We start from the raw sequence: 18,781 nt of genomic DNA, 5'->3' as shown, positions 1-18,781 counted from the left end.
CAAATATAAGAATTTTCTTAAAACTTATCTTTTGCAGCTTTCATAAAGCGGCTGGCGAATACGAAATCGTTTAATTCTTTAATATCGGTATGTGCAATTTCCTTGTTACTGCCTTCCCAGAATTTCTTCCCTTCGTGTAAGAACAAAATGTAATCGCCAATACCCATAACTGAGTTCATATCATGTGTTACTACAATGGTTGTGGTTTTGTATTCTTCGGTAATTTCCTGAATCAATTCATCAATTACAATGGAAGTTTTTGGATCTAAACCCGAGTTCGGCTCATCACAGAACAAATACTTCGGGTTCATAGAAATGGCACGTGCAATACCTACACGTTTTTTCATTCCACCAGATAATTCTGCCGGGAATAATTTGTTTTTACCCGCAAGGTTTACCCGTTCCAAACAAAAATCAACCCTTTCAAGCTTTTCTTTTCTGCTTTGATCCGTAAACATGTTTAAAGGAAACATAATGTTTTCTTCAACAGTCATACTATCGAACAGGGCGGAACCTTGAAACAACATACCAATTTCTTTACGTACTTCGATCCGTTGCTCGTAGGTCATTGGCGTAAAATCTCGGCCATCGTACAGTACCGAGCCCGAATCTGGCTGATGCAAACCTACCATGCATTTCAGTAAAGTTGTTTTTCCTGATCCGGAACCACCGATAATTAAATTGGTTACACCTTCTTCAAACTTTCCGGAAATACCTTGTAATACGTCATTTCCTGAGAACGATTTATAAATATCTTTAATTTCGATCATTACAATAACAATTGGGTCACGATATAATCGCAAGCTAAAATAGAAATACAGCTAATTACAACAGCTCTGGTACTGGCCTGCGAAACCTCTAAAGCACCACCACGAACGTAAAAACCTTCGTATGCCGGCACAGAGGTAATAATAAAGCCAAAAACAAATGCTTTTACCAAAGCAACAGTGATGGTATAAGGGTTAAAATCGGTAGTAATGCCCTGAATATATTCTGCTGGTGTTACTGCTCCTGAAACCGAACCGCCAATATATCCACCGGTAATGCTTAAAAACATAGAAATGATTACCAACATGGGTACCATCGTTATGCCCGAAATAATTTTAGGTAGAATTAAATATCCAGGTGCATTTATACCCATAATTTCTAAAGCATCAATCTGCTCGGTAACTCGCATCGAACCAATTTCTGATGAAATGGCCGATCCTATTTTTCCTGCCAGTACTATTGCACTAATGGTTGGGCTTAACTCCAATATACTCGAGTCGCGGTTTACAGAACCGATAATTGTTTTTGGAATAAAATCACTAACCAGCTGGAAAGCAATTTGTAGTGTCATTACTGCACCAATAAAAGTAGAGATAATAGCAATTAAACCTAAAGAGCCTACGCCAACATAATCCATTTGTTTGGCGATTTCTTTTAGGTAAATTTTCAGTTTTTCCGGCTTTCTGAATACAGACTTGAGTAGCAGGATGTATCTGCCGAAATTGGTAAAATTCATTCCGTATGTATTTGCTTAATTTAAATGATCATTTATAATACTACAAAGAAACGATAAAAAAGTTGGAGCGCTTTGCTAATTGCAAAAATATTCGTGGTTTTGAATATAAATATGGTTTTTTGTTAACAAAAATTAAACCATTAAATAATGAAAGCTGTAATAACCGGTGCAACTAAAGGAATTGGTAGAGCTATTGCGACTAAATTTGCCCAAAATGGATACGATTTAGTTTTGGTAGCAAGGGGATTAGATGAACTCGACAGGCTTCGACAGGAATTAACCCCTTACGGGAATGCCATTTTCACCCAGCAAGCAGATTGTTCAGTTAAAGAAGAAGTGTATGCTTTTTTAAATTCGACTGCTGTAAATTTTGATCATGTAGCTGTTTTGGTAAACAATGTGGGGATCTTTTTGCCAGGCAGCATGCTCGATGAGGACGACGAAACCTTCGAAAAGCAGCAGCATTTAAATACAAATGCCTGTTATTACATCAGTAAATTTTTTGGAAAAAAAATGCGTTCAGCCAAGCGAGGCCATATATTCAACATCTGTTCGGTGGCCAGTAAAGTACCTGTGAAAAATGGAGGCAGTTATAGTGTAACAAAAGCAGCGATGTTAAGTCTTAATCATGTATTGCGGCAAGAGTTAGCACCTCATAATGTTAAAGTAACTGCATTTTTGCCAGGCTCTACTAAAACTTCATCATGGGAAGGAACAACAATTCCGGATGAAAAATTTGTACAGCCTGAAGATATTGCAGAAACTTTGTTTACCATTTTAAACTTAAGTAAGGGGGTAAATATAGACGAGGTTTTGATTACTCCGCTTGATTTTTAAACACAAAATGAACAACGTTATGGAAAAGAAGCTTTTTAGAAACGAACACGATAAGATGATTGCCGGTGTAGCTTCGGGACTTGCAGATTACATGCAGGTGGAGGTTACCATAATTAGATTATTGTTTGCATTATCGGCTATATTTATGGCTGGAGGTGGCTTAATTGCCTATATAGTAATGTGGATTATTGTTCCGGTTAATGATGATCCGGCGGCAAGATTTTCTAAATTTAACGATTACTTTGGCAAGAAAAACCCAAATGCACAACCCTTTGGGAGTGCCGATCCTTTTGCGGGACCAGCTAATCAGGGAAACCAGAATTGGACACAACCTGTTGATGGCGGACTAAAAACACCGTTTGAAACACAGCCCAATTTCGACAAATTCAATAAATCCAACGATACTGGCCGCACTATAGGCGGATTGCTATTATTAGTGATAGGGTGCTTTTTCCTGATGCGCGAGATGGATTTTATACCCGATTGGTTTAGTATCCGCAATTTATTCAGGTACATGTGGCCATTAATATTTATTGCTTTAGGTGTAAGTATTATAGCCAAATCAAAAAGAAAGAACGACTGGGCTGCTTTTCAGAACCAACAGGAGGCTGAACAACAAAAAACAGCTGATTTTTCTGAAACCATTGTAGAAAATGAACCTACAGCACCAGCTAACAAAGATGATAATTCAACATCCGCTAACCCTCAAGTATAAATAAGATGAAATTAGATAGATTAATTTGGGGTATTATCCTGCTTTTTATTGGCGGTGTACTTCTACTCGAAAACTTTGGCGTAATCAATTTTTATTGGCGTAATGTTTGGAGCTTTTGGCCTGTATTCTTAATTATAGCAGGTTTAAATATCCTGTTCAATAAAAACAATTCGCAAACAGGTAGCATCATTTCTATTGGCGTTTTAGTGGTGGCCTTGTCTTTCCTTTTTTATAAAGGCCAGCAGGTTCCAGAACGCGGCAATTGGTGGGGGCGCCACTTTAAAAAAGACGTCGACATTAATATCGAACACAACAATGACGACGATGATGATAACGATAACGACACTTCGTATAATCACTTAAGTTTATCTGAGCCGTTTGTAGCTGCAGATAATGCAAAAAAAACGGTATTAAATATTTCAGGAGGTGGCATATCATTTAATCTGGATGGTGAAACAGCAGAGTTGATTAATGCCGACGTAAAGAAAAGGCATGGTAACTTCTCTTTAAAGAAATTGCTTACCGATAGTGCTACCGTACTTACTTTCCAAATGGACGATAAAAAGAGTAAGTGGAATTTTGGTGATGGTGGTAACGATGTTAACTTTAAATTGAATAAAGAAGCTAACTGGGATATTTTAATGAAACTGGGAGCTGGAGAGGCAAACTTTGATTTTGCCAATTACAAGGTGCGTACTTTCCGCTTTGATGGTGGAGCAGCAGCTTTAGATATTAAATTCGGAGATTTATTGCCAATAACCGATGTAATTGTGAAATCTGGCGTGGCCGATGTGAAAATTAAGGTACCTACCAACTCGGGTTGCCGGATTAAAACCAAAACAGGTTTATCAGCTAAAGATTTCGATGGTTTTGAGAAATTGAGTGATGGTGTTTACGAAACTTCAAACTATAAAGCCTCAACCAAAAAAATCTTTATCAATTTAGATGGCGGATTGAGTAACTTTGAAGTAAGCAGATACTAGGGAGGTTGAAGGTTAGAAGGTAGAAGGCGTAAGGCTAAGACTTCATTAACGGAATCTTTATAAAATGCTGATCTTACAATCCTAATCTCATAATCCTGATCCAATCTAATGAATCCTGATCAATATATAGTTGTAATTAATGGAAAGCCACAAGGGCCGTATAGTTTAACCGAACTGAAAGATTTAAACATCAGTGCGAATACTTTTATACGTAAACCCGGAATGGACGATTATAAAGAAGCTCATGCAATTCCCGAATTGCGTGAGCTTTTGGGTTTTAGTTATCAAAAAACTGCGCCCCAATATTTTGCCGCTTTCGATCAAAGGCTGTTGGCATCGGTGATTGATCATTTTATTATTTTTGGAATATATAGCATCATTATTTTAACGAGCTATATTTTTATTGAAGGCAAAGATCAGCGGATTATGGCTTTTCTAATCCCATTTCCATCCATATTTATCTTTAAGCTCATTTATGGCAGCATTGCCGAGGCGTCTAAAAGTCAGGCTACCATTGGTAAAAAACTCCTCAATATTAAAGTAACAGATTTAGAAGGGAGCCGGGTTTCTCTTGGTATATCCCTGGTTAGGAATTTTTCTAAAATCTTATCTGTAATTCCTGTTTTCTTTGGATATCTATATAGCTTTTTGAATAAGAAAAACCAGTGCTGGCACGATATTGCAGCCAATACCTTGGTGATTAAGGATCGGTTAATATAAGTTAGAAAAGCAAAGTCAATACACTATTTTCGTTAGTCGGGCTGTACGCTATATCTTTGGCTGGTCTTCGACAATGCTCAGGCTGTGACAGCCAAAGGATGCCGCTTCCATCCCGTTTAGGAAACTTGGGCCAGTGCAATGATGCCAAACCCACCCACCGCTAAAGAATAAACCTGTATTCTATGGTTTATGCAAATAAAAAGTTTTTTTTCTGAGAAGCATTACTTTAGATTTATGCAGCAGGCTCCAGGAGGTATGGCGTACCTCTTTTAACAGCAGCAAAAGCTCTGCTCAGTAGCTTATTTTTTATCACATTCAGTACACACATAGCGTTTTTTCCCTCAGCTTTTTTTCGATCATAGTATCGTTTGAATTCGTTATCTTTTTTTATCGTGTTTAGCGCACACATGGTCAGTAACGCCTTTAGTTTTTTATTGGCGAGGTTGCTTACCCGGTTTCTCCCTCGTATACTCGTCCCCGAGCTATGTGGAAATGGGACTATTCCACAATAGCTCGCAAACTTTCTGTAGTCTGAAAATGCAGCGAAGGCTTCAGTATGGATCAGGATAAACATAGCCGTCTGCTTTCCGATCCCATGCACGCTCTGCACAAGGCTGAACTGTTCGTTTAGTTCCTGGTCCTCTGTTATTAAGGCTGCCAACTCGATATCTACCTTTTTTATCCGTTCGGCGTAAAGGGCAAGCATTTCCTGGCTATCGGCTATGCAATAGCCAGCGTTCTCCCTATCAAATCCTTTAAGCGCTGAGCAGGTGCATTTAAAAGAGGTCTGGTGTCTTACCAACTGTTCGCGGTGTGCCAGCAGGTGTTTGAGTTTTGAGCTTGTTGCCGAAGGAAGGAGGTAAGGACGGGCTTTGTGCTGATTTGAAAAAGCATAGCTTGCGATTGCCTGTGCGTCAGCCTTATCAGATTTCCCCCGTTTAAGTCCAATGGAACGCTTAATGTGCAGCCCGTTTTCAACCCATATAGATAAATCATTTGCATGCATAAAGTTGGTTATGGGGCAGATATAAATACCTGTATGCTCGCAACAGAAAAGAACCTTCTTAAGCGCGATACCATGTATGGAAAGCCATTCCAGCATTAGGCCAAAGCCATCATAGCTGTTCTTAAAAACATGGTGGAGGGGCTTCTCGAAACAGGCCTGTGTAACAACAGCAACATCGATGGTTGATTTGGAAATATCTATTCCAACAAATAGTTCATAATTCATAACTTTACGGTTAAGTGAAATGGAAATCCTAAAGTTGAATAAAACTGAATCCCTTAATAGTCCGCTAGACTAAAATTCTATATGGTTCTTGTTCAACTAAAAAGCAGAGGTCTGTTACAGGTTCTAGATCGTAAGTCTGGATCGCAGCATAGTTCACCTCTGCTTTTAAGGTTTCCTTTGTCAAATTTAATTCTTTGATAATCTTTCTCAAACCTAAGGGATTGAGGCGGTAGCGCCCGATTTTCTTCTAATCGGGACTAAAGCCGAAAGCAGGACTGCAATTGCCAAGTACTACTGCTCTTTGTTTCCAAAAAAAAGCTTTGGGTTTTTGTTATAAGATCAGGTCGATTTAATTACAACATTCCAACATTAAAACATTCCAACAATCCTTATCTTTGCAAACAGATGGAAAATATATTGGCAAAACATGATCTGGCTGGCGGATATTGCAACAGTTTAACGGCTTATTCGAGATATTTAACCCGTGAAGTTAACATAGGTGATATTGCTTTAGGTGGGCACAATCCAATCCGGATTCAATCGATGACAACCACCGATACCATGGATACTTTGGGTACTGTTGAGCAGACCATCCGAATGGTAGAATCGGGTTGCGAGTATGTTCGTATCACTGCACCTAGCATTAAAGAAGCCGAAAATCTGGCCAATATTAAAAAAGAACTACGTTTCCGTGGTTATAATGTGCCATTAATTGCAGATATCCATTTTACGCCTAATGCTGCCGAAATGGCTGCACGTATTGTAGAAAAAGTAAGGGTTAACCCTGGAAATTACGCAGATAAAAAGAAATTCGAAAATTTAGAATACACGCAAGATGCTTACAATGCGGAGTTAAGCAGGATTTACAAAAAGTTTATCCCTTTAGTTAAAATCTGTAAAGAGTATGGCACTGCCATGCGCATCGGCACTAACCACGGGTCGCTTTCAGACAGGATTATGAGCCATTATGGCGATACGCCCCGCGGCATGGTCGAATCGGCAATGGAATTTATCCGTATGTGCGAAGACCAGAATTATTATAATCTGGTGATCTCGATGAAAGCCAGTAATACCCAGGTGATGGTTCAAGCCTATCGCTTATTGGTAGAAACCATGGCGAAAGAGGGGATGAATTATCCTTTGCATTTAGGTGTTACTGAAGCTGGTGATGGCGAAGATGGCCGTATTAAATCAGCCGTTGGTATTGGAACCCTATTAGAAGACGGTTTAGGTGATACTATCCGTGTTTCTTTAACCGAAGATCCTGAATTTGAAGCACCGGTTGCTAAGGCCTTGGCAGATCGTTATGCTTTAAGGAGTCCGAAGTCGGAAGTCGGAAGTCCAGAGTCGATTACGCTACGCTCTACGCTCCACGCCCAGCGCCCAACTTATTCCCCTTACGAATACAACCGCCGTGTTACTGCCACTGTACAGCATATTGGTGGCCATCATCATCCGGTAGTAATGATCGATGTTTCGAAAGAAAACTTAAAAGACCCTTACTTTTTAAGTTCAGTGGGTTACAATTACAACGCAGGTTTAGATAAATATAATCTGGCTGATCAGGCTTGCGATTTAGCCTTTTTAGGTGATAACTTGCCGTCTTTTTCTTTCCCAGGGAATTTAAAGCAAGTTTATAATTACAAAACCTGGTTAAAACTTAAAGATAAAAACAACTGTCATCCTTTATATACGCTTACGGAATATGGTTCTGTGGATGTTAAAGACAAATTTTTGAATTTTGTTCAGCTTGATTCAAAACAGCTTAGCGAAATAACAATTGCACAATTGGATAGCACGGTTGTTTTAATTCTAGAAACATCTTCAACACATGGAATGGCTGAACAAAGGGCATTTTTTGTTGGATTGCAGGAGAAAAACATCCAGATTCCTGTTATCGTAAAAAGGACTTACCAGAATGTAGATGCCGATCACCTAATGCTTTATGCTGCAACCGATATTGGCGCCTTATTTACCGATGGCTTTGGAGATGGTGTGTGGATTGATGCAGAAGGTCAAAACCTTTCGTTGATCAATTCTACCAGTTTTGGAATTTTACAGGCTACACGTACACGCATCAGTAAAACAGAATATATTTCTTGCCCAAGCTGCGGTAGAACACTTTTCGACCTGCAGGAAACCACTCAGTTGATTCGTTCGCGTACCGACCATTTAAAAGGGATAAAAATCGGTATTATGGGCTGTATAGTTAACGGCCCAGGTGAAATGGCCGATGCCGATTACGGTTATGTGGGCACGGGGCCTGATAAAATTACTTTATACCGTGGTAAAGAAGTAGTAAAGAAAAATGTAACTACCGCTTATGCCTTAGACGAACTGATCGACATTATTAAAGATGATGGCAACTGGGTAGAGAAGAACTAATAAGATAAATGTTATGCTAATGGTTTGTGTCTCACAAACCATTTTGCTTTATTTAGTGCCATTTAAATTTCTGACCAATAAATCCTAAATTGCCTTAATGAATATCCCGGAGTTTCAATTCCTATTTAACGAGCTTAGAAACTGGCTTGCTGGCAAAGGCCTTGCTGATGGCGAACTCATTTATTCTTACTTTTTTATCGGACTGGTTGGCGTTATTTTATTTCTGTTCATCACCATATTTTTAACCCGACAGCTTTTTATCGGTGTGGTAAAAAGTGCAAAAACAAAGTCAGACTGGCAAAAAGCCTTATTCGAATTTAGGGTTTTCAGGGCTTTTGCTTTGATATTTGGGGCCTATATCATCTATAATGTTGTTCCTTACCTTTTTATTGATTTTAAAAACGGGTTATTTTATGCTTTGATTTTTGCTAAAATCTACATGGTTTTAGCAGTAATGTTTGCTATAAATGCATTTCTGAATGCTTTGGTTTCCATCATGGAATCATCAAAGAAATATGCTGATAAACCCATTAGAAGTTACAAACAGGTAGCCAAAATTGTATTTTACATTGTTGGTTTTGTACTCATCCTATCGATTATTCTTGGCGAATCGCCGCTTTATGTTTTCGGCGGTTTTGGCGCAGTTACCGCTGTTTTTATTTTGGTTTTCAGAGATCCGATTTTAGGTTTTGTAGCTTCAGTACAAATGAGTGCCATTGATCTGGTAAGGGTAGGCGATTGGATTACCGTAGAGAAATATGGTGCCGATGGTGAAGTAACTGAAATAAATTTGACTACCATTAAAGTGCGTAACTGGGATAAAACGGTAACCATTGTGCCAAGTTATGCCATCGTTAGTGAGTCGTTTAAGAACTGGCGGGCAATGGAAGAGAGTGAGGGAAGGAGGATTAAAAGGCATATCAATATCAAAATTTCGAGTATTAAATTCTGCGATGAAGAATTGATTGGAAGACTACAGAGTATAGATTTTTTGAAAGATTATCTTAAAGAAACGCAGGCCTTTATAGAAAGGTATAATGCCGAAAATACGGTGAATCCCAATAATCTGGTTAACGGCCGCCACATGACTAATATTGGCACTTTCAGGGTTTATGCAGAGAAATACCTCGAAAGTAATCCACACATTAATACCGATTTAACTTTTATGGTGCGCCAGTTGCAGGCCACAGAAAACGGATTACCGATTGAGATTTATGTATTCTCGAAAGAAAAAGGATTGAAGCGTTTCGAAGAAGTGGCTGCTGATATTTTTGATCATTTATTAGCTGCTGTACCCTATTTCGATCTCGAAATTTTCCAAAGTCCCAGCGGTAGCGATATGCGCAATTTTGTGAGAAGGGGGGACGATTAGTATTGAAAAATTAGAACTTCCATAAATAATTTCCACCAAAGTAGTTTCTTAGGAAAACCAAAGAAATGATAATCAAAAAGACTAAAATTCCTTGAAGGGTGACGTTTTGTTCTAGTTTGCTGTTAAAATAAAGAATTATCGCTAGAAAAACACCTAAAGCACTAGTAACTAATCCAAAAAAATCATCCTTTAAAAACCGGGTTTTACAAACAATAGTTACATCAGGTTTCCGCAAACCAAAATATAAGATAATGCCGGTTATTTTTGATCTATAGATTAGCAGGGAATCTTTCTCATTTATTTCATTGAAAAGTTTAGGTGGTATCCTATATTTTTCATGAAGGGTTTGAACACTAAAAATGTGTTCTTTTCTGTTTTTGGAGCGATAGCCCTCAAAATCAACAATAAATTCAGCATTTGATTTTACGGGCGAGAAATTACTGTCAAGAAAAATGATAAAACAGAAAAATAATGTTAATCCAATTAAGCTCTTCTTAAATAGAGCTTGATTGAAGCCTGAGAAGTTGATTCTATCTTGAGCCATAATTTATGATGGCCCAAGATAATTAATTTATACTTCACTTATAAAAGTGATTACCTTTTCGCAAACCTTAAACAACAGCGGTGGTAAGGTTTCGTTGGAATAGGGCTGTGTTGCACCGTAAACATGATTGGCTCCTTCAATTTTAACCAATCTGCTATTTGGGTTGACCTCTGCCAAAGTTTGTGCAGTTTCAAAAGGAACATTTACATCATCATCGCCATGAACAATTAACCAAGGGATGTTTACCCGTTTTGCTGCATCTAAAATATCCAATGCTGCTGCATTCTCTTCCAGATCTTCCAATAAGGTTACGTTTAAAGGCATCTGCTCCTTGGTGCGGGCATTGGTGACGAATATTTTGCCGTTTTTCTTCCACTCAGCTTCCTGTTCTTTTTTCCACAGGCTGGCAAAATCGCCAATGGCACTCCAGGTAATCAGTTTGTTAATCCTTAAATCGTTCGCAGCTTCAATAATCGATAAGCCACCACCACGACTATGGCCTATCAGGTTTACCTTTGTGTCTTTACTATATGCTTTTTCGATAAAATCGAGTACCGCATTTAAATCAAAAAGTTCTTTTGATACGGTGTTGCTGGCAAAGGCTTCCATATCAGTCACATCTTTCGGATCATCAACCGGAACACCACTGTGCGATAAATTGAACTTGATGTAACGGTAGCCATTGCTGGCAAAATATCTGGCTACTAAATTGTGTGCACCCCAATCTTTAAAACCTTTAAAGCCATGAACAAAAAGTATAATGGGTGTGTTAGGGTTTTTCTCATCGAAAGTAATATCGCCGAGAATTAATTTTCCGTCTGAACCGATAAGGCTAAAATTGCTTTGTGTAATCATAATTTAAGAAATTGATACAGAATATAAACCTACGAAATCTAATTTTGTTGTGTATTTAGAAATAGAAGGATATTGACCACAACCATGAGTACAATAGCCCTGATGGAAATGGAAATCCCTTTTGGATAGGTTAAATTGTTGTTCTACGAAGTTTATCCAAAAGGATTGGAATGTACAGCAGGACAGAACCTTTCCCATTTGCACAGGAACTGCGCTTCAAAAAAGGATATATACTTATTGAATAGTAAATTATTCTTTACGGTAATAATGCGTGGCCCAACCAATAAATAACAACTTCAAAACAACCTTATTCATGCAATTAACATCAGTAATTAATAAGACCGCTAGCTTTCTGGTCAATGCAATTGTCAGTAAAATCCAAAAACGATTTCTAATATGCCTAAGAAATAAATTAAAAAGCCAGGTGCAGGCAACCATTTTTGCATAAATACGTAATATACTGCAGTGGATAAAAAGTGGTTACATCCGGCTAGGACGTAGAAGAGGGCATAAATCCAGAGGAAATTTTACGGATTGGTTTGTTCATAAAAATCAATATCGTTTGATTAATCTTTAAGTTCTTTATTTAAAACCGTTCTAAATTGATGTAAATTACAGGTTAATGACAGTCACATGCGTTCACCCTGTTACTTTTGTATCCCGATAATAGTTAATAACGGAAGCACTTGGAATATTTAAAAGTAATAGCTTTTACGCATCACCACATCGACCTGAAATCTTTAGGGAAATTAGTTATTTGTGATCAGAGTTTAGATAGCAGGTTGAAGAATGTTCAAGCAGAACTTCCCGTTAGCGAAATTTTCTATATCGGAACCTGTAACCGGGTAGAGTTTGTTTTCCTTACCAAAGAGAAAACCGACAAGGAATTTGTAACCAGATTTCTTACCGTTTTAGACATGGGGCTGCCTCCTGAATTTATGGAGCGTTTTCTGGATAACGTTACGGTGTACGAAAACGAAGAAGCTTTTAACCATTTACTCAGAACATCGTGCTCTTTAGAGAGTTTGGTGGTTGGCGAAAAAGAAATTCTTGCCCAGATCCGTAAAGCTTACGAAAACTGCCGCGATGCAGGTTTTACTGGCGATTACATGCGCATGATTATGGATCGCGTGGTTAAAACTGCAAAAGAAGTTTATACCCACACCAATATTTCGAAAAATCCGGTTTCTGTTGTTTCATTGGCCTACCGCAAGCTAAAAGAGTTAAATATGTGCGGCAACTCACGTATCTTAATTATTGGCGCCGGCGAAACCAATCAAAACATTGCAAAATACCTCAACAAACATAAATACTCCAACTTCTCGATTTTCAACCGTACGTTTTCTAAAGCCGAATCTTTGGCAGAAGAACTAGGTGGTAAGGCTTATCCTTTAGCTGCACTTGAAGATTTTAATGAAGGGTTTGATGTGATCATTACCTGTACTGGCTCTACAGAGGCGATTATTAACGAAGCCTTATACGCTAAATTGTTAAACGGCGATCAGGGCAAAAAGGTAATTGTAGATTTAGCCATTCCGAATGATGTTACACCTGCAGTGATCCATAACAATCCTGTACATTATATCGAAGTAGAATCGCTAAAAGAGGTAGCACGCAAAAATATCCAGGAACGTTATAACGAACTGGTGCATGCCGAAGAAATTATCAGCAATAACATTACCGAATTTTTCTCTGTTTTAAAACAACGCCGTATCGAATTAGCGATGCAGGAAGTGCCAAGAAAGATTAAAGAAATCAAAAATACAGCCATAAATGGCGTGTTTGCCGATGAAATTAGTCAGATGGATGAAGCCTCGCGCGAAGTTTTAGAACGTGTAATGAACTACATGGAGAAAAAATACATCAGCGTTCCGATGGTGATGGCCAAAGAAATTTTGGTTAATCAATCCTAATTTAACAGCAAAGGTCGCTAAGCAAAATCGCAAAGCGCACTAAGGTTTAATTTTTCTTTCTTTTTCTGTCTTCCTTCATCTTGTCATACTGAACGCCGTGAAGAATCTTTGTCTTTCTAGATAAATCCCGATGCCAATTCCCTTGTCGTCCTGCTGAACTTGTTTTAATATCTTTCATGCAACCAACTTAATGGACTTACCTTTTATATGGTTCAATCATCTGACATATCATAGTGCAGTCAGGTATTATCATCTGACTTATAGTATATCTAAAAGGATCAGGCGTAAGATGGTAACATCTTACACCACGTTATACTTTCATGTCGTAAATGTCACAGAAATCCTTTAAATTATCCCTTCTGTAACCTCACTGTCTCATTTTTAAACAATTCATGGTATAAACCACTAATTAAATTAAATTTGCAATTCATTTAACCTTTATAGTGAAGAAATTAACCATCGGAACACGCGGTAGCGACCTGGCTTTATGGCAAGCAAATCATATAAAAGATGAATTGGCTGCAATTGGAATAGAAGCAGAAATAAAAATCATTAAAACTCAGGGCGATAAAATCCTGAATTTAAGATTGGATAAACTGGAAGGCAAAGGCTTCTTTACCAAAGAACTGGAAGAGGAGCTTTTGGGCGGAACAATTGATCTGGCTGTACATTGCCTTAAAGATTTACCTACTACACACCCTGAAGGTTTGATTATTGCCGCTTTACCGCCACGTGAAGAAGCAAGTGAATATCTTTTGATTCTAAAAGATTGTGTAGATGTTTCGCAAAAGCTTTCGTTAAAAAAAGGTGCAATGGTTGGCACTTCATCCAATCGCCGCAAAGCCCAGTTATTGGGCTTACGTCCAGATTTGGAGGTTGAAGATTTACGTGGAAATGTGCCCACCCGTATCCAAAAACTTCGTGATGAAGATTACGATGCCATTCTGATTGCAAAAGCTGGTGTTAAGCGCTTAAATCTTGATGTGAGCGATTTACATGTGGAAGAATTAGAAACTACTGAGTTTATCCCGGCACCCGCACAGGGCGCTTTGGCTATTCAGATCAGGGAAAATGATACCGAGCTTTTCGATGCATTGCAAAAATTGCACGATCCAGAAACGGCAGAGACTGTAACTGTAGAGCGTAAGGTTTTAAACCTTTTCGAAGGTGGTTGCCACATGCCTTTAGGCTGTTATTGCAAAAAGGAAAACGGAAAATTCGAAATATGGACTTCAAAAGCCGAAACAGCCGATGATTTCCCTGAGCGTTTATTTTTACGCGCAGAAAGTACTGAAGGTTTAGCAGAAAAAATTGTTGCCAAGTTTAGTGTAGAAAGAAAGAAACCGGCAAAGGTTTTCATTTCACGCGAAATTGGCGAGCACAGTTATTTCCGTAGGGCATTAGAAAATAACAATATTGAAATAGAAGGACGTTCGTTGATCCGTACCTTCCCAATAGTAACGGTTTTAGATCAGTTTATTTTAAGGCACGTAGATTGGGTTTTCTTCAGCAGCCGCAACAGTGTTGAATATTTTTTCAATTTAAAACCGGTATTGCCAAAGAAAACAAGGTTTGGTGTGGTAGGAAGAGGATCAGAAGATGCCTTGCGTAAATTTGGCCATATTGCCGATTTTGTTGGCGAGAGTGGCGATATTACCGAGGTTGCCGAAGATTTTGCGCAATTGGTTGGCGGTCAGCAAATACTGTTCCCAAGAGCACAGGATTCTTTACAATCGATTCAAAAATCGTTACCAGCTGATGCTAAAATTATCGATCTGCCGATTTACGAAACGGTAATCGAAGATGATATAGACCAGAGTTATGCCGATGTACTGATTTTTACCAGTCCATCAAATGTTGATGCATATTTCGCTGATAATTTATTGGAGCCAGGCCAACAGGTAATTGCCATTGGAAACTCTACTGGTAAGAAATTTGATGAAATGGGCGTGAAATATGCTCTGCCTTATTCGCCTGATGAAATTGGATTGGCTGAAGCTGTTTTTGGGATAGAGATGAGGTAGGTTTGAGGCGGAAGGTAGAGGGTTTGAAGACCGAAGGTCTTGAGAGGGTAAAGACTAAAGCGCAAAGCCGATTACCCCTGCAAGAAAATATCCACTGCGAAATCCAAAAGTCGGTGTAATCATCTAATCTGTGTAATCACCCCGTAAGGAAAAATAGAAGATATTCAGGTCTTGATACCTGATACTAAATACTTGATACAAATAAAATGTTAAACCGTCCGCGTAGATTAAGGAAAAACCCATTGGTGAGAGAGATGGTAGCCGAAACACGGTTATCGAAAGATATGTTTGTGTACCCTTATTTTGTGGTACCAGGCAATAACGTTACCCATGCAATTGATGCCATGCCAGGGGTAAACCATTATTCGGTTGATACGCTGGTTAAAGATGTTGAAGCCGGAATGAAAAAAGGGCTCAACAAAATTATGCTGTTTGGTGTTGGTGATGAAAAATCAGAAGACGCGAAATCGGCTTATCATGATCATTCATTGGTTCCAACTGCAGTTCGGGAATTAAAAAAACAATTCGGAGATGATTTATATGTAATTACCGATGTTTGCGTTTGTTCTTATACTACCCATGGCCATTGTGGTATATTAGAGAACGATTATGTTCAAAACGATAAAACAGTAGCGGTAATTGCTAAAATGGCTTTAACACATGCCGAAGCCGGTGCTGATATGTTTGCCCCGTCTGACATGATGGATGGCCGGATTGAAGCCATACGTAATCTTTTAGATGAAAACGGTTTTGTTAATGCGGCTATTATGAGCCATGCCACAAAATTTGCTTCTGCCTATTATGGCCCTTTTAGAGAGGCTGCAGATTGTGCACCAAGTAAAGGTGATAGAAAAGCTTACCAGATGGACTTTAGAAACCCTCTAGAGGCTTTACGCGAAGCCGCTTTGGATGAGCAAGAAGGCGCTGATATTTTAATGGTGAAACCAGGCTTAGCCTATTTGGATATTATCCAAAGACTAAAACAGGATACCAATTTACCAATTGCAGTTTATAACGTATCTGGCGAATACTCCATGGTAAAAGCAGCTGCCGAACGCGGTTGGATAGACGAACAAAAAGTAGTAATGGAAACCATGCATGCCTTTGCCCGCGCAGGTGCAAGCATTATTACCACTTACCATATTAAAGAGATTTTAAATAACGACTGGCTTTAGAGGCGGAAGGTAGAAGGCTTAATGGTTGAGGGTTTATACCCACAATCTAGATCCTTAAGAATTCATTCTAAAACCTACAAATATAATGAGGTAAAAGATTGATGGCTTGTTGGCTATGGGTTATGCGCCCAAAACCTTTTACCTTCTACCTTTTAGCCTTCAACCTTAACAAAAATGTTAGATTCATTAAAAAAAATGTTTTCAGGCAACGAAGCCGATATTCCGGTAAATACAGGTAGTAAACCTGATATTTCGAGAGTAAAATCTGCCGAACTGTACGAAAAATCAAAAACGTATTTCCCTGGGGGGGTAAACTCACCTGTTAGGGCTTTTAAATCTGTTTATGGTACACCACTTTTTATCGAAAAAGGTGATGGCTGTTATATATGGGATGCAGACGGTAATCAGTTTATCGATTTTTGTGGTAGCTGGGGACCATTAATTTTAGGACATAACAATCCAAAAATCCGCGAAAAAGTTACCGAGGTAATGCAAAACGGAATGAGTTTTGGCGCGCCAACGGCTTTGGAAAATGAATTGGCAGAGCTGATTATCAAAAACAACCGTTTTGTAGAAAAAATCCGTTTTACCAGTTCTGGTACAGAAGCGGTAATGTCGGCCATACGTTTGGCAAGAGGCTTTACCGGTCGCGATAAAATTTTAAAGTTCGAAGGTTGTTACCATGGCCACAGCGATTCTTTATTGGTTAAAGCAGGTTCTGGTTTGGTTACCTTTGGCGAAACTTCATCGGCAGGTGTGCCTAAATCTTTTGCCGAGGAAACAATTGTTGTTCCATTAAACGATAAAACTGCGATTGAGCAGGCTTTTGCACAATTTAAAGATCAGATTGCTGCTGTAATTATTGAAGGTATTCCGGCAAACAATGGTTTGATTATGCAGGATGAAGAATACATTCATTTTCTGCGTAAAATCTGTACGGATAATGGTTCACTTTTAATTTTTGATGAAGTAATTACCGGATTCAGGGTTGGTTTTGAAGGCGCTGCAGCACATTATGGCATTACTCCTGATATTGTAACCTATGGAAAAATCATTGGTGGTGGTTTACCTGTGGGTATGTATGGTGCCCGTGCTGAAATTATGGCACATATCTCTCCTGATGGTGGTGTGTATCAGGCAGGTACCTTGTCTGGGAATCCGGTGGCTATGGCAGCGGGCATTGCCACTTTAACAGAACTGAACAAATCAAGCTTTTACAAAGATTTGAATGCCAAAGCGCAAGAATTTGTAGCTAGTATTCAGCGTTTTGCAACCGCACGTAACTATAAATTTAAGGTATTTACCATTGGTTCTATCTTCTGGTTTGCTTTTACCGATAAAGATAAAATCCAATCGGCTGATGATATTGATGCCGGCAGTATGGAGAAATTCAAAATTATGCACCGTGAGTTATTGAATAGAGGAATTTATTTGGGACCATCGGGATATGAAGTTGGTTTCGTATCTTCAGCACATACTAAGATCGAATTGGAGAAAGCGAAACGTGCTATTTTTGAAGCATTAGATTTGGTGTTTAAGAAGTAATTTTTTACCTGTTATATGATACCTTGCGATGGTTCGTGGAGACACGAACCATGGATAGAACTTAGTAAATCTGTGTAATCAAACCATCTGTGTAATCAACCCGAAAGGAATGAAGAAATCCATTATCATATTTTACGCATTATTGCTTTATGCACTAATTCAGCTCATTTCGTGGGGAACATTGGTGGTGCGTTTGCAGCCAAGCCGCATGACCATGATTATGGGCGAAGGTTCGGTGTTTTTGTTTTTGCTCTGTATTGGCGGTTATTTCCTTCATCAATCATTAAAACGTGAAGATAAATTAAGGGAACAGCAGCAGAACTTTCTGATGTCGATTACCCACGAGCTGAAATCGCCTCTTGCGGCGATAAAACTTTCTATCCAAACCATTGTTAAACGTGATTTGGATAAAGCACGCCAAACATCATTGCTTAACAATTCGTTAAAAGATATTGAACGATTGGATGATCTGGTTGAAAATATGTTGTTGGCCACCAAGATCGAAAACCGTTCCTATACTTTTCCGAAGGAAGAATTTAACTTCTCGGAGCTGGTATATAAAATTACGGATAGGTTACAGGTTCATTCTTGTGGCTGTGAGCAGATTATAAATGCTAAAATTCAGCCAAATTTGCAGTTGGTGGGTGACAAATTTGCCTTATCGTCAGTAGTAACCAATTTAATTGAGAATGCGGTGAAGTATTCGAATCCTTGTGATGAGATAAATGTGCATTTAAACAAAGTTGATGGGCATATTCAATTAAGTGTGATGGATCAGGGGCCGGGTATTTCAGATGCCGAAAAAATGTTGATATTTGATAAGTTTTACCGCGTTGGTAACGAGAATGTCAGAAAAGCGAAAGGAACAGGTTTAGGCTTGTTTATTGTGAAGGAGGTTTTACAATACCATGATGCAGATATTACAGTAAAAGACAATTTGCCTCAAGGAAGTATTTTTGAAGTAACATTTAGTTAATC

The 18,781-nt window shown here is 38.7% G+C and carries 17 protein-coding genes; 11 read left to right on the top strand and 6 right to left on the bottom strand.

What is annotated here, in order from left to right:
* Window positions 1-17: 17 nt before the first annotated feature.
* Both ACN9MR_RS18185 and ACN9MR_RS18180 read right to left on the bottom strand, forming a co-directional pair.
* Window positions 18-770 (bottom strand): ABC transporter ATP-binding protein, encoded by a 753-nt coding sequence (locus ACN9MR_RS18185; protein ID WP_086547603.1) that lies wholly within the window; start codon window positions 768-770, stop codon window positions 18-20.
* On the bottom strand, window positions 770-1,504 hold the full coding sequence (locus tag ACN9MR_RS18180) for an MlaE family ABC transporter permease (protein ID WP_039478005.1): 735 nt from the start codon (window positions 1,502-1,504) through the stop codon (window positions 770-772). Before ACN9MR_RS18180 ends, ACN9MR_RS18185 begins: the two co-directional genes overlap by 1 nt.
* Window positions 1,505-1,651: 147 nt before the next feature.
* Here ACN9MR_RS18180 and ACN9MR_RS18175 point away from each other — a divergent pair, with 147 nt between their 5' ends.
* The 4 genes from ACN9MR_RS18175 (at window position 1,652) to ACN9MR_RS18160 (ending at window position 4,759) form a co-directional block, all read left to right on the top strand.
* Complete coding sequence (locus ACN9MR_RS18175) at window positions 1,652-2,341, top strand: SDR family oxidoreductase (RefSeq protein ID WP_426325770.1); 690 nt, start codon at window positions 1,652-1,654, stop codon at window positions 2,339-2,341.
* 19 nt (window positions 2,342-2,360) lie between these two features.
* Window positions 2,361-3,056 (top strand): PspC domain-containing protein, encoded by a 696-nt coding sequence (locus ACN9MR_RS18170; protein ID WP_426325768.1) that lies wholly within the window; start codon window positions 2,361-2,363, stop codon window positions 3,054-3,056.
* 5 nt (window positions 3,057-3,061) lie between these two features.
* Entirely contained in the window at window positions 3,062-4,039 is a 978-nt protein-coding gene (locus ACN9MR_RS18165; RefSeq protein WP_426325766.1) for a LiaF transmembrane domain-containing protein, read from the top strand.
* 108 nt (window positions 4,040-4,147) lie between these two features.
* The gene (locus ACN9MR_RS18160; RefSeq protein ID WP_426325764.1) at window positions 4,148-4,759 is read left to right on the top strand and encodes an RDD family protein; all 612 of its coding nucleotides are present in this window, start codon (window positions 4,148-4,150) and stop codon (window positions 4,757-4,759) included.
* Between the two features lie 232 nt (window positions 4,760-4,991).
* Here ACN9MR_RS18160 and ACN9MR_RS18155 read toward each other — a convergent pair whose 3' ends face one another.
* Window positions 4,992-5,990 carry an IS110 family transposase gene (locus tag ACN9MR_RS18155; protein WP_426325762.1) on the bottom strand — a complete coding sequence of 333 codons (999 nt, stop codon included), beginning with the start codon at window positions 5,988-5,990 and terminating at the stop codon, window positions 4,992-4,994.
* Window positions 5,991-6,395: 405 nt separating this feature from the next.
* Here ACN9MR_RS18155 and ispG point away from each other — a divergent pair, with 405 nt between their 5' ends.
* Window positions 6,396-8,375, top strand: a complete 1,980-nt coding sequence (gene ispG, locus ACN9MR_RS18150) for a (E)-4-hydroxy-3-methylbut-2-enyl-diphosphate synthase (RefSeq protein WP_426325760.1) — start codon at window positions 6,396-6,398, stop codon at window positions 8,373-8,375.
* Window positions 8,376-8,472: 97 nt separating this feature from the next.
* Entirely contained in the window at window positions 8,473-9,747 is a 1,275-nt protein-coding gene (locus tag ACN9MR_RS18145) for a mechanosensitive ion channel family protein (protein ID WP_426325758.1), read from the top strand.
* A gap of 10 nt (window positions 9,748-9,757) precedes the next feature.
* Here ACN9MR_RS18145 and ACN9MR_RS18140 read toward each other — a convergent pair whose 3' ends face one another.
* Both ACN9MR_RS18140 and ACN9MR_RS18135 read right to left on the bottom strand, forming a co-directional pair.
* A complete protein-coding gene (locus ACN9MR_RS18140) occupies window positions 9,758-10,291 on the bottom strand; it encodes a hypothetical protein (protein WP_426325756.1) in 534 nt (177 codons plus the stop codon).
* 27 nt (window positions 10,292-10,318) lie between these two features.
* Window positions 10,319-11,146 (bottom strand): alpha/beta hydrolase family protein, encoded by an 828-nt coding sequence (locus ACN9MR_RS18135; RefSeq protein ID WP_426325754.1) that lies wholly within the window; start codon window positions 11,144-11,146, stop codon window positions 10,319-10,321.
* Between the two features lie 686 nt (window positions 11,147-11,832).
* Here ACN9MR_RS18135 and hemA point away from each other — a divergent pair.
* Window positions 11,833-13,059, top strand: a complete 1,227-nt coding sequence (gene hemA / locus ACN9MR_RS18130) for a glutamyl-tRNA reductase (RefSeq protein ID WP_426325752.1) — start codon at window positions 11,833-11,835, stop codon at window positions 13,057-13,059.
* 46 nt (window positions 13,060-13,105) lie between these two features.
* Here the strand turns inward: hemA and ACN9MR_RS18125 are convergent, their stop codons facing one another.
* Window positions 13,106-13,237: a hypothetical protein gene (locus ACN9MR_RS18125; protein WP_426325750.1), complete on the bottom strand. Its 132-nt coding sequence runs from the start codon at window positions 13,235-13,237 to the stop codon at window positions 13,106-13,108.
* A gap of 265 nt (window positions 13,238-13,502) precedes the next feature.
* Here ACN9MR_RS18125 and hemC point away from each other — a divergent pair, with 265 nt between their 5' ends.
* The 4 genes from hemC (at window position 13,503) to ACN9MR_RS18105 (ending at window position 18,779) form a co-directional block, all read left to right on the top strand.
* The gene (gene hemC, locus ACN9MR_RS18120) at window positions 13,503-15,083 is read left to right on the top strand and encodes a hydroxymethylbilane synthase (protein ID WP_426325748.1); all 1,581 of its coding nucleotides are present in this window, start codon (window positions 13,503-13,505) and stop codon (window positions 15,081-15,083) included.
* Window positions 15,084-15,289: 206 nt separating this feature from the next.
* Window positions 15,290-16,258, top strand: coding sequence for a porphobilinogen synthase (gene hemB, locus ACN9MR_RS18115; protein WP_426325746.1), 969 nt, complete (start codon window positions 15,290-15,292; stop codon window positions 16,256-16,258).
* A 174-nt stretch (window positions 16,259-16,432) separates the two neighbouring features.
* Entirely contained in the window at window positions 16,433-17,803 is a 1,371-nt protein-coding gene (gene hemL, locus ACN9MR_RS18110; RefSeq protein WP_426325744.1) for a glutamate-1-semialdehyde 2,1-aminomutase, read from the top strand.
* Window positions 17,804-17,912: 109 nt separating this feature from the next.
* Window positions 17,913-18,779 (top strand): sensor histidine kinase, encoded by an 867-nt coding sequence (locus tag ACN9MR_RS18105; RefSeq protein WP_426325742.1) that lies wholly within the window; start codon window positions 17,913-17,915, stop codon window positions 18,777-18,779.
* Window positions 18,780-18,781: the final 2 nt, after the last annotated feature.

Source organism: Pedobacter sp. R-06, from assembly GCF_049913135.1.
In the GTDB taxonomy this organism is placed as follows: Bacteria; Bacteroidota; Bacteroidia; order Sphingobacteriales; family Sphingobacteriaceae; genus Pedobacter.
Note: the sequence above shows the minus strand (reverse complement) of the source record. Positions and strands in the feature narration are given on the sequence as shown.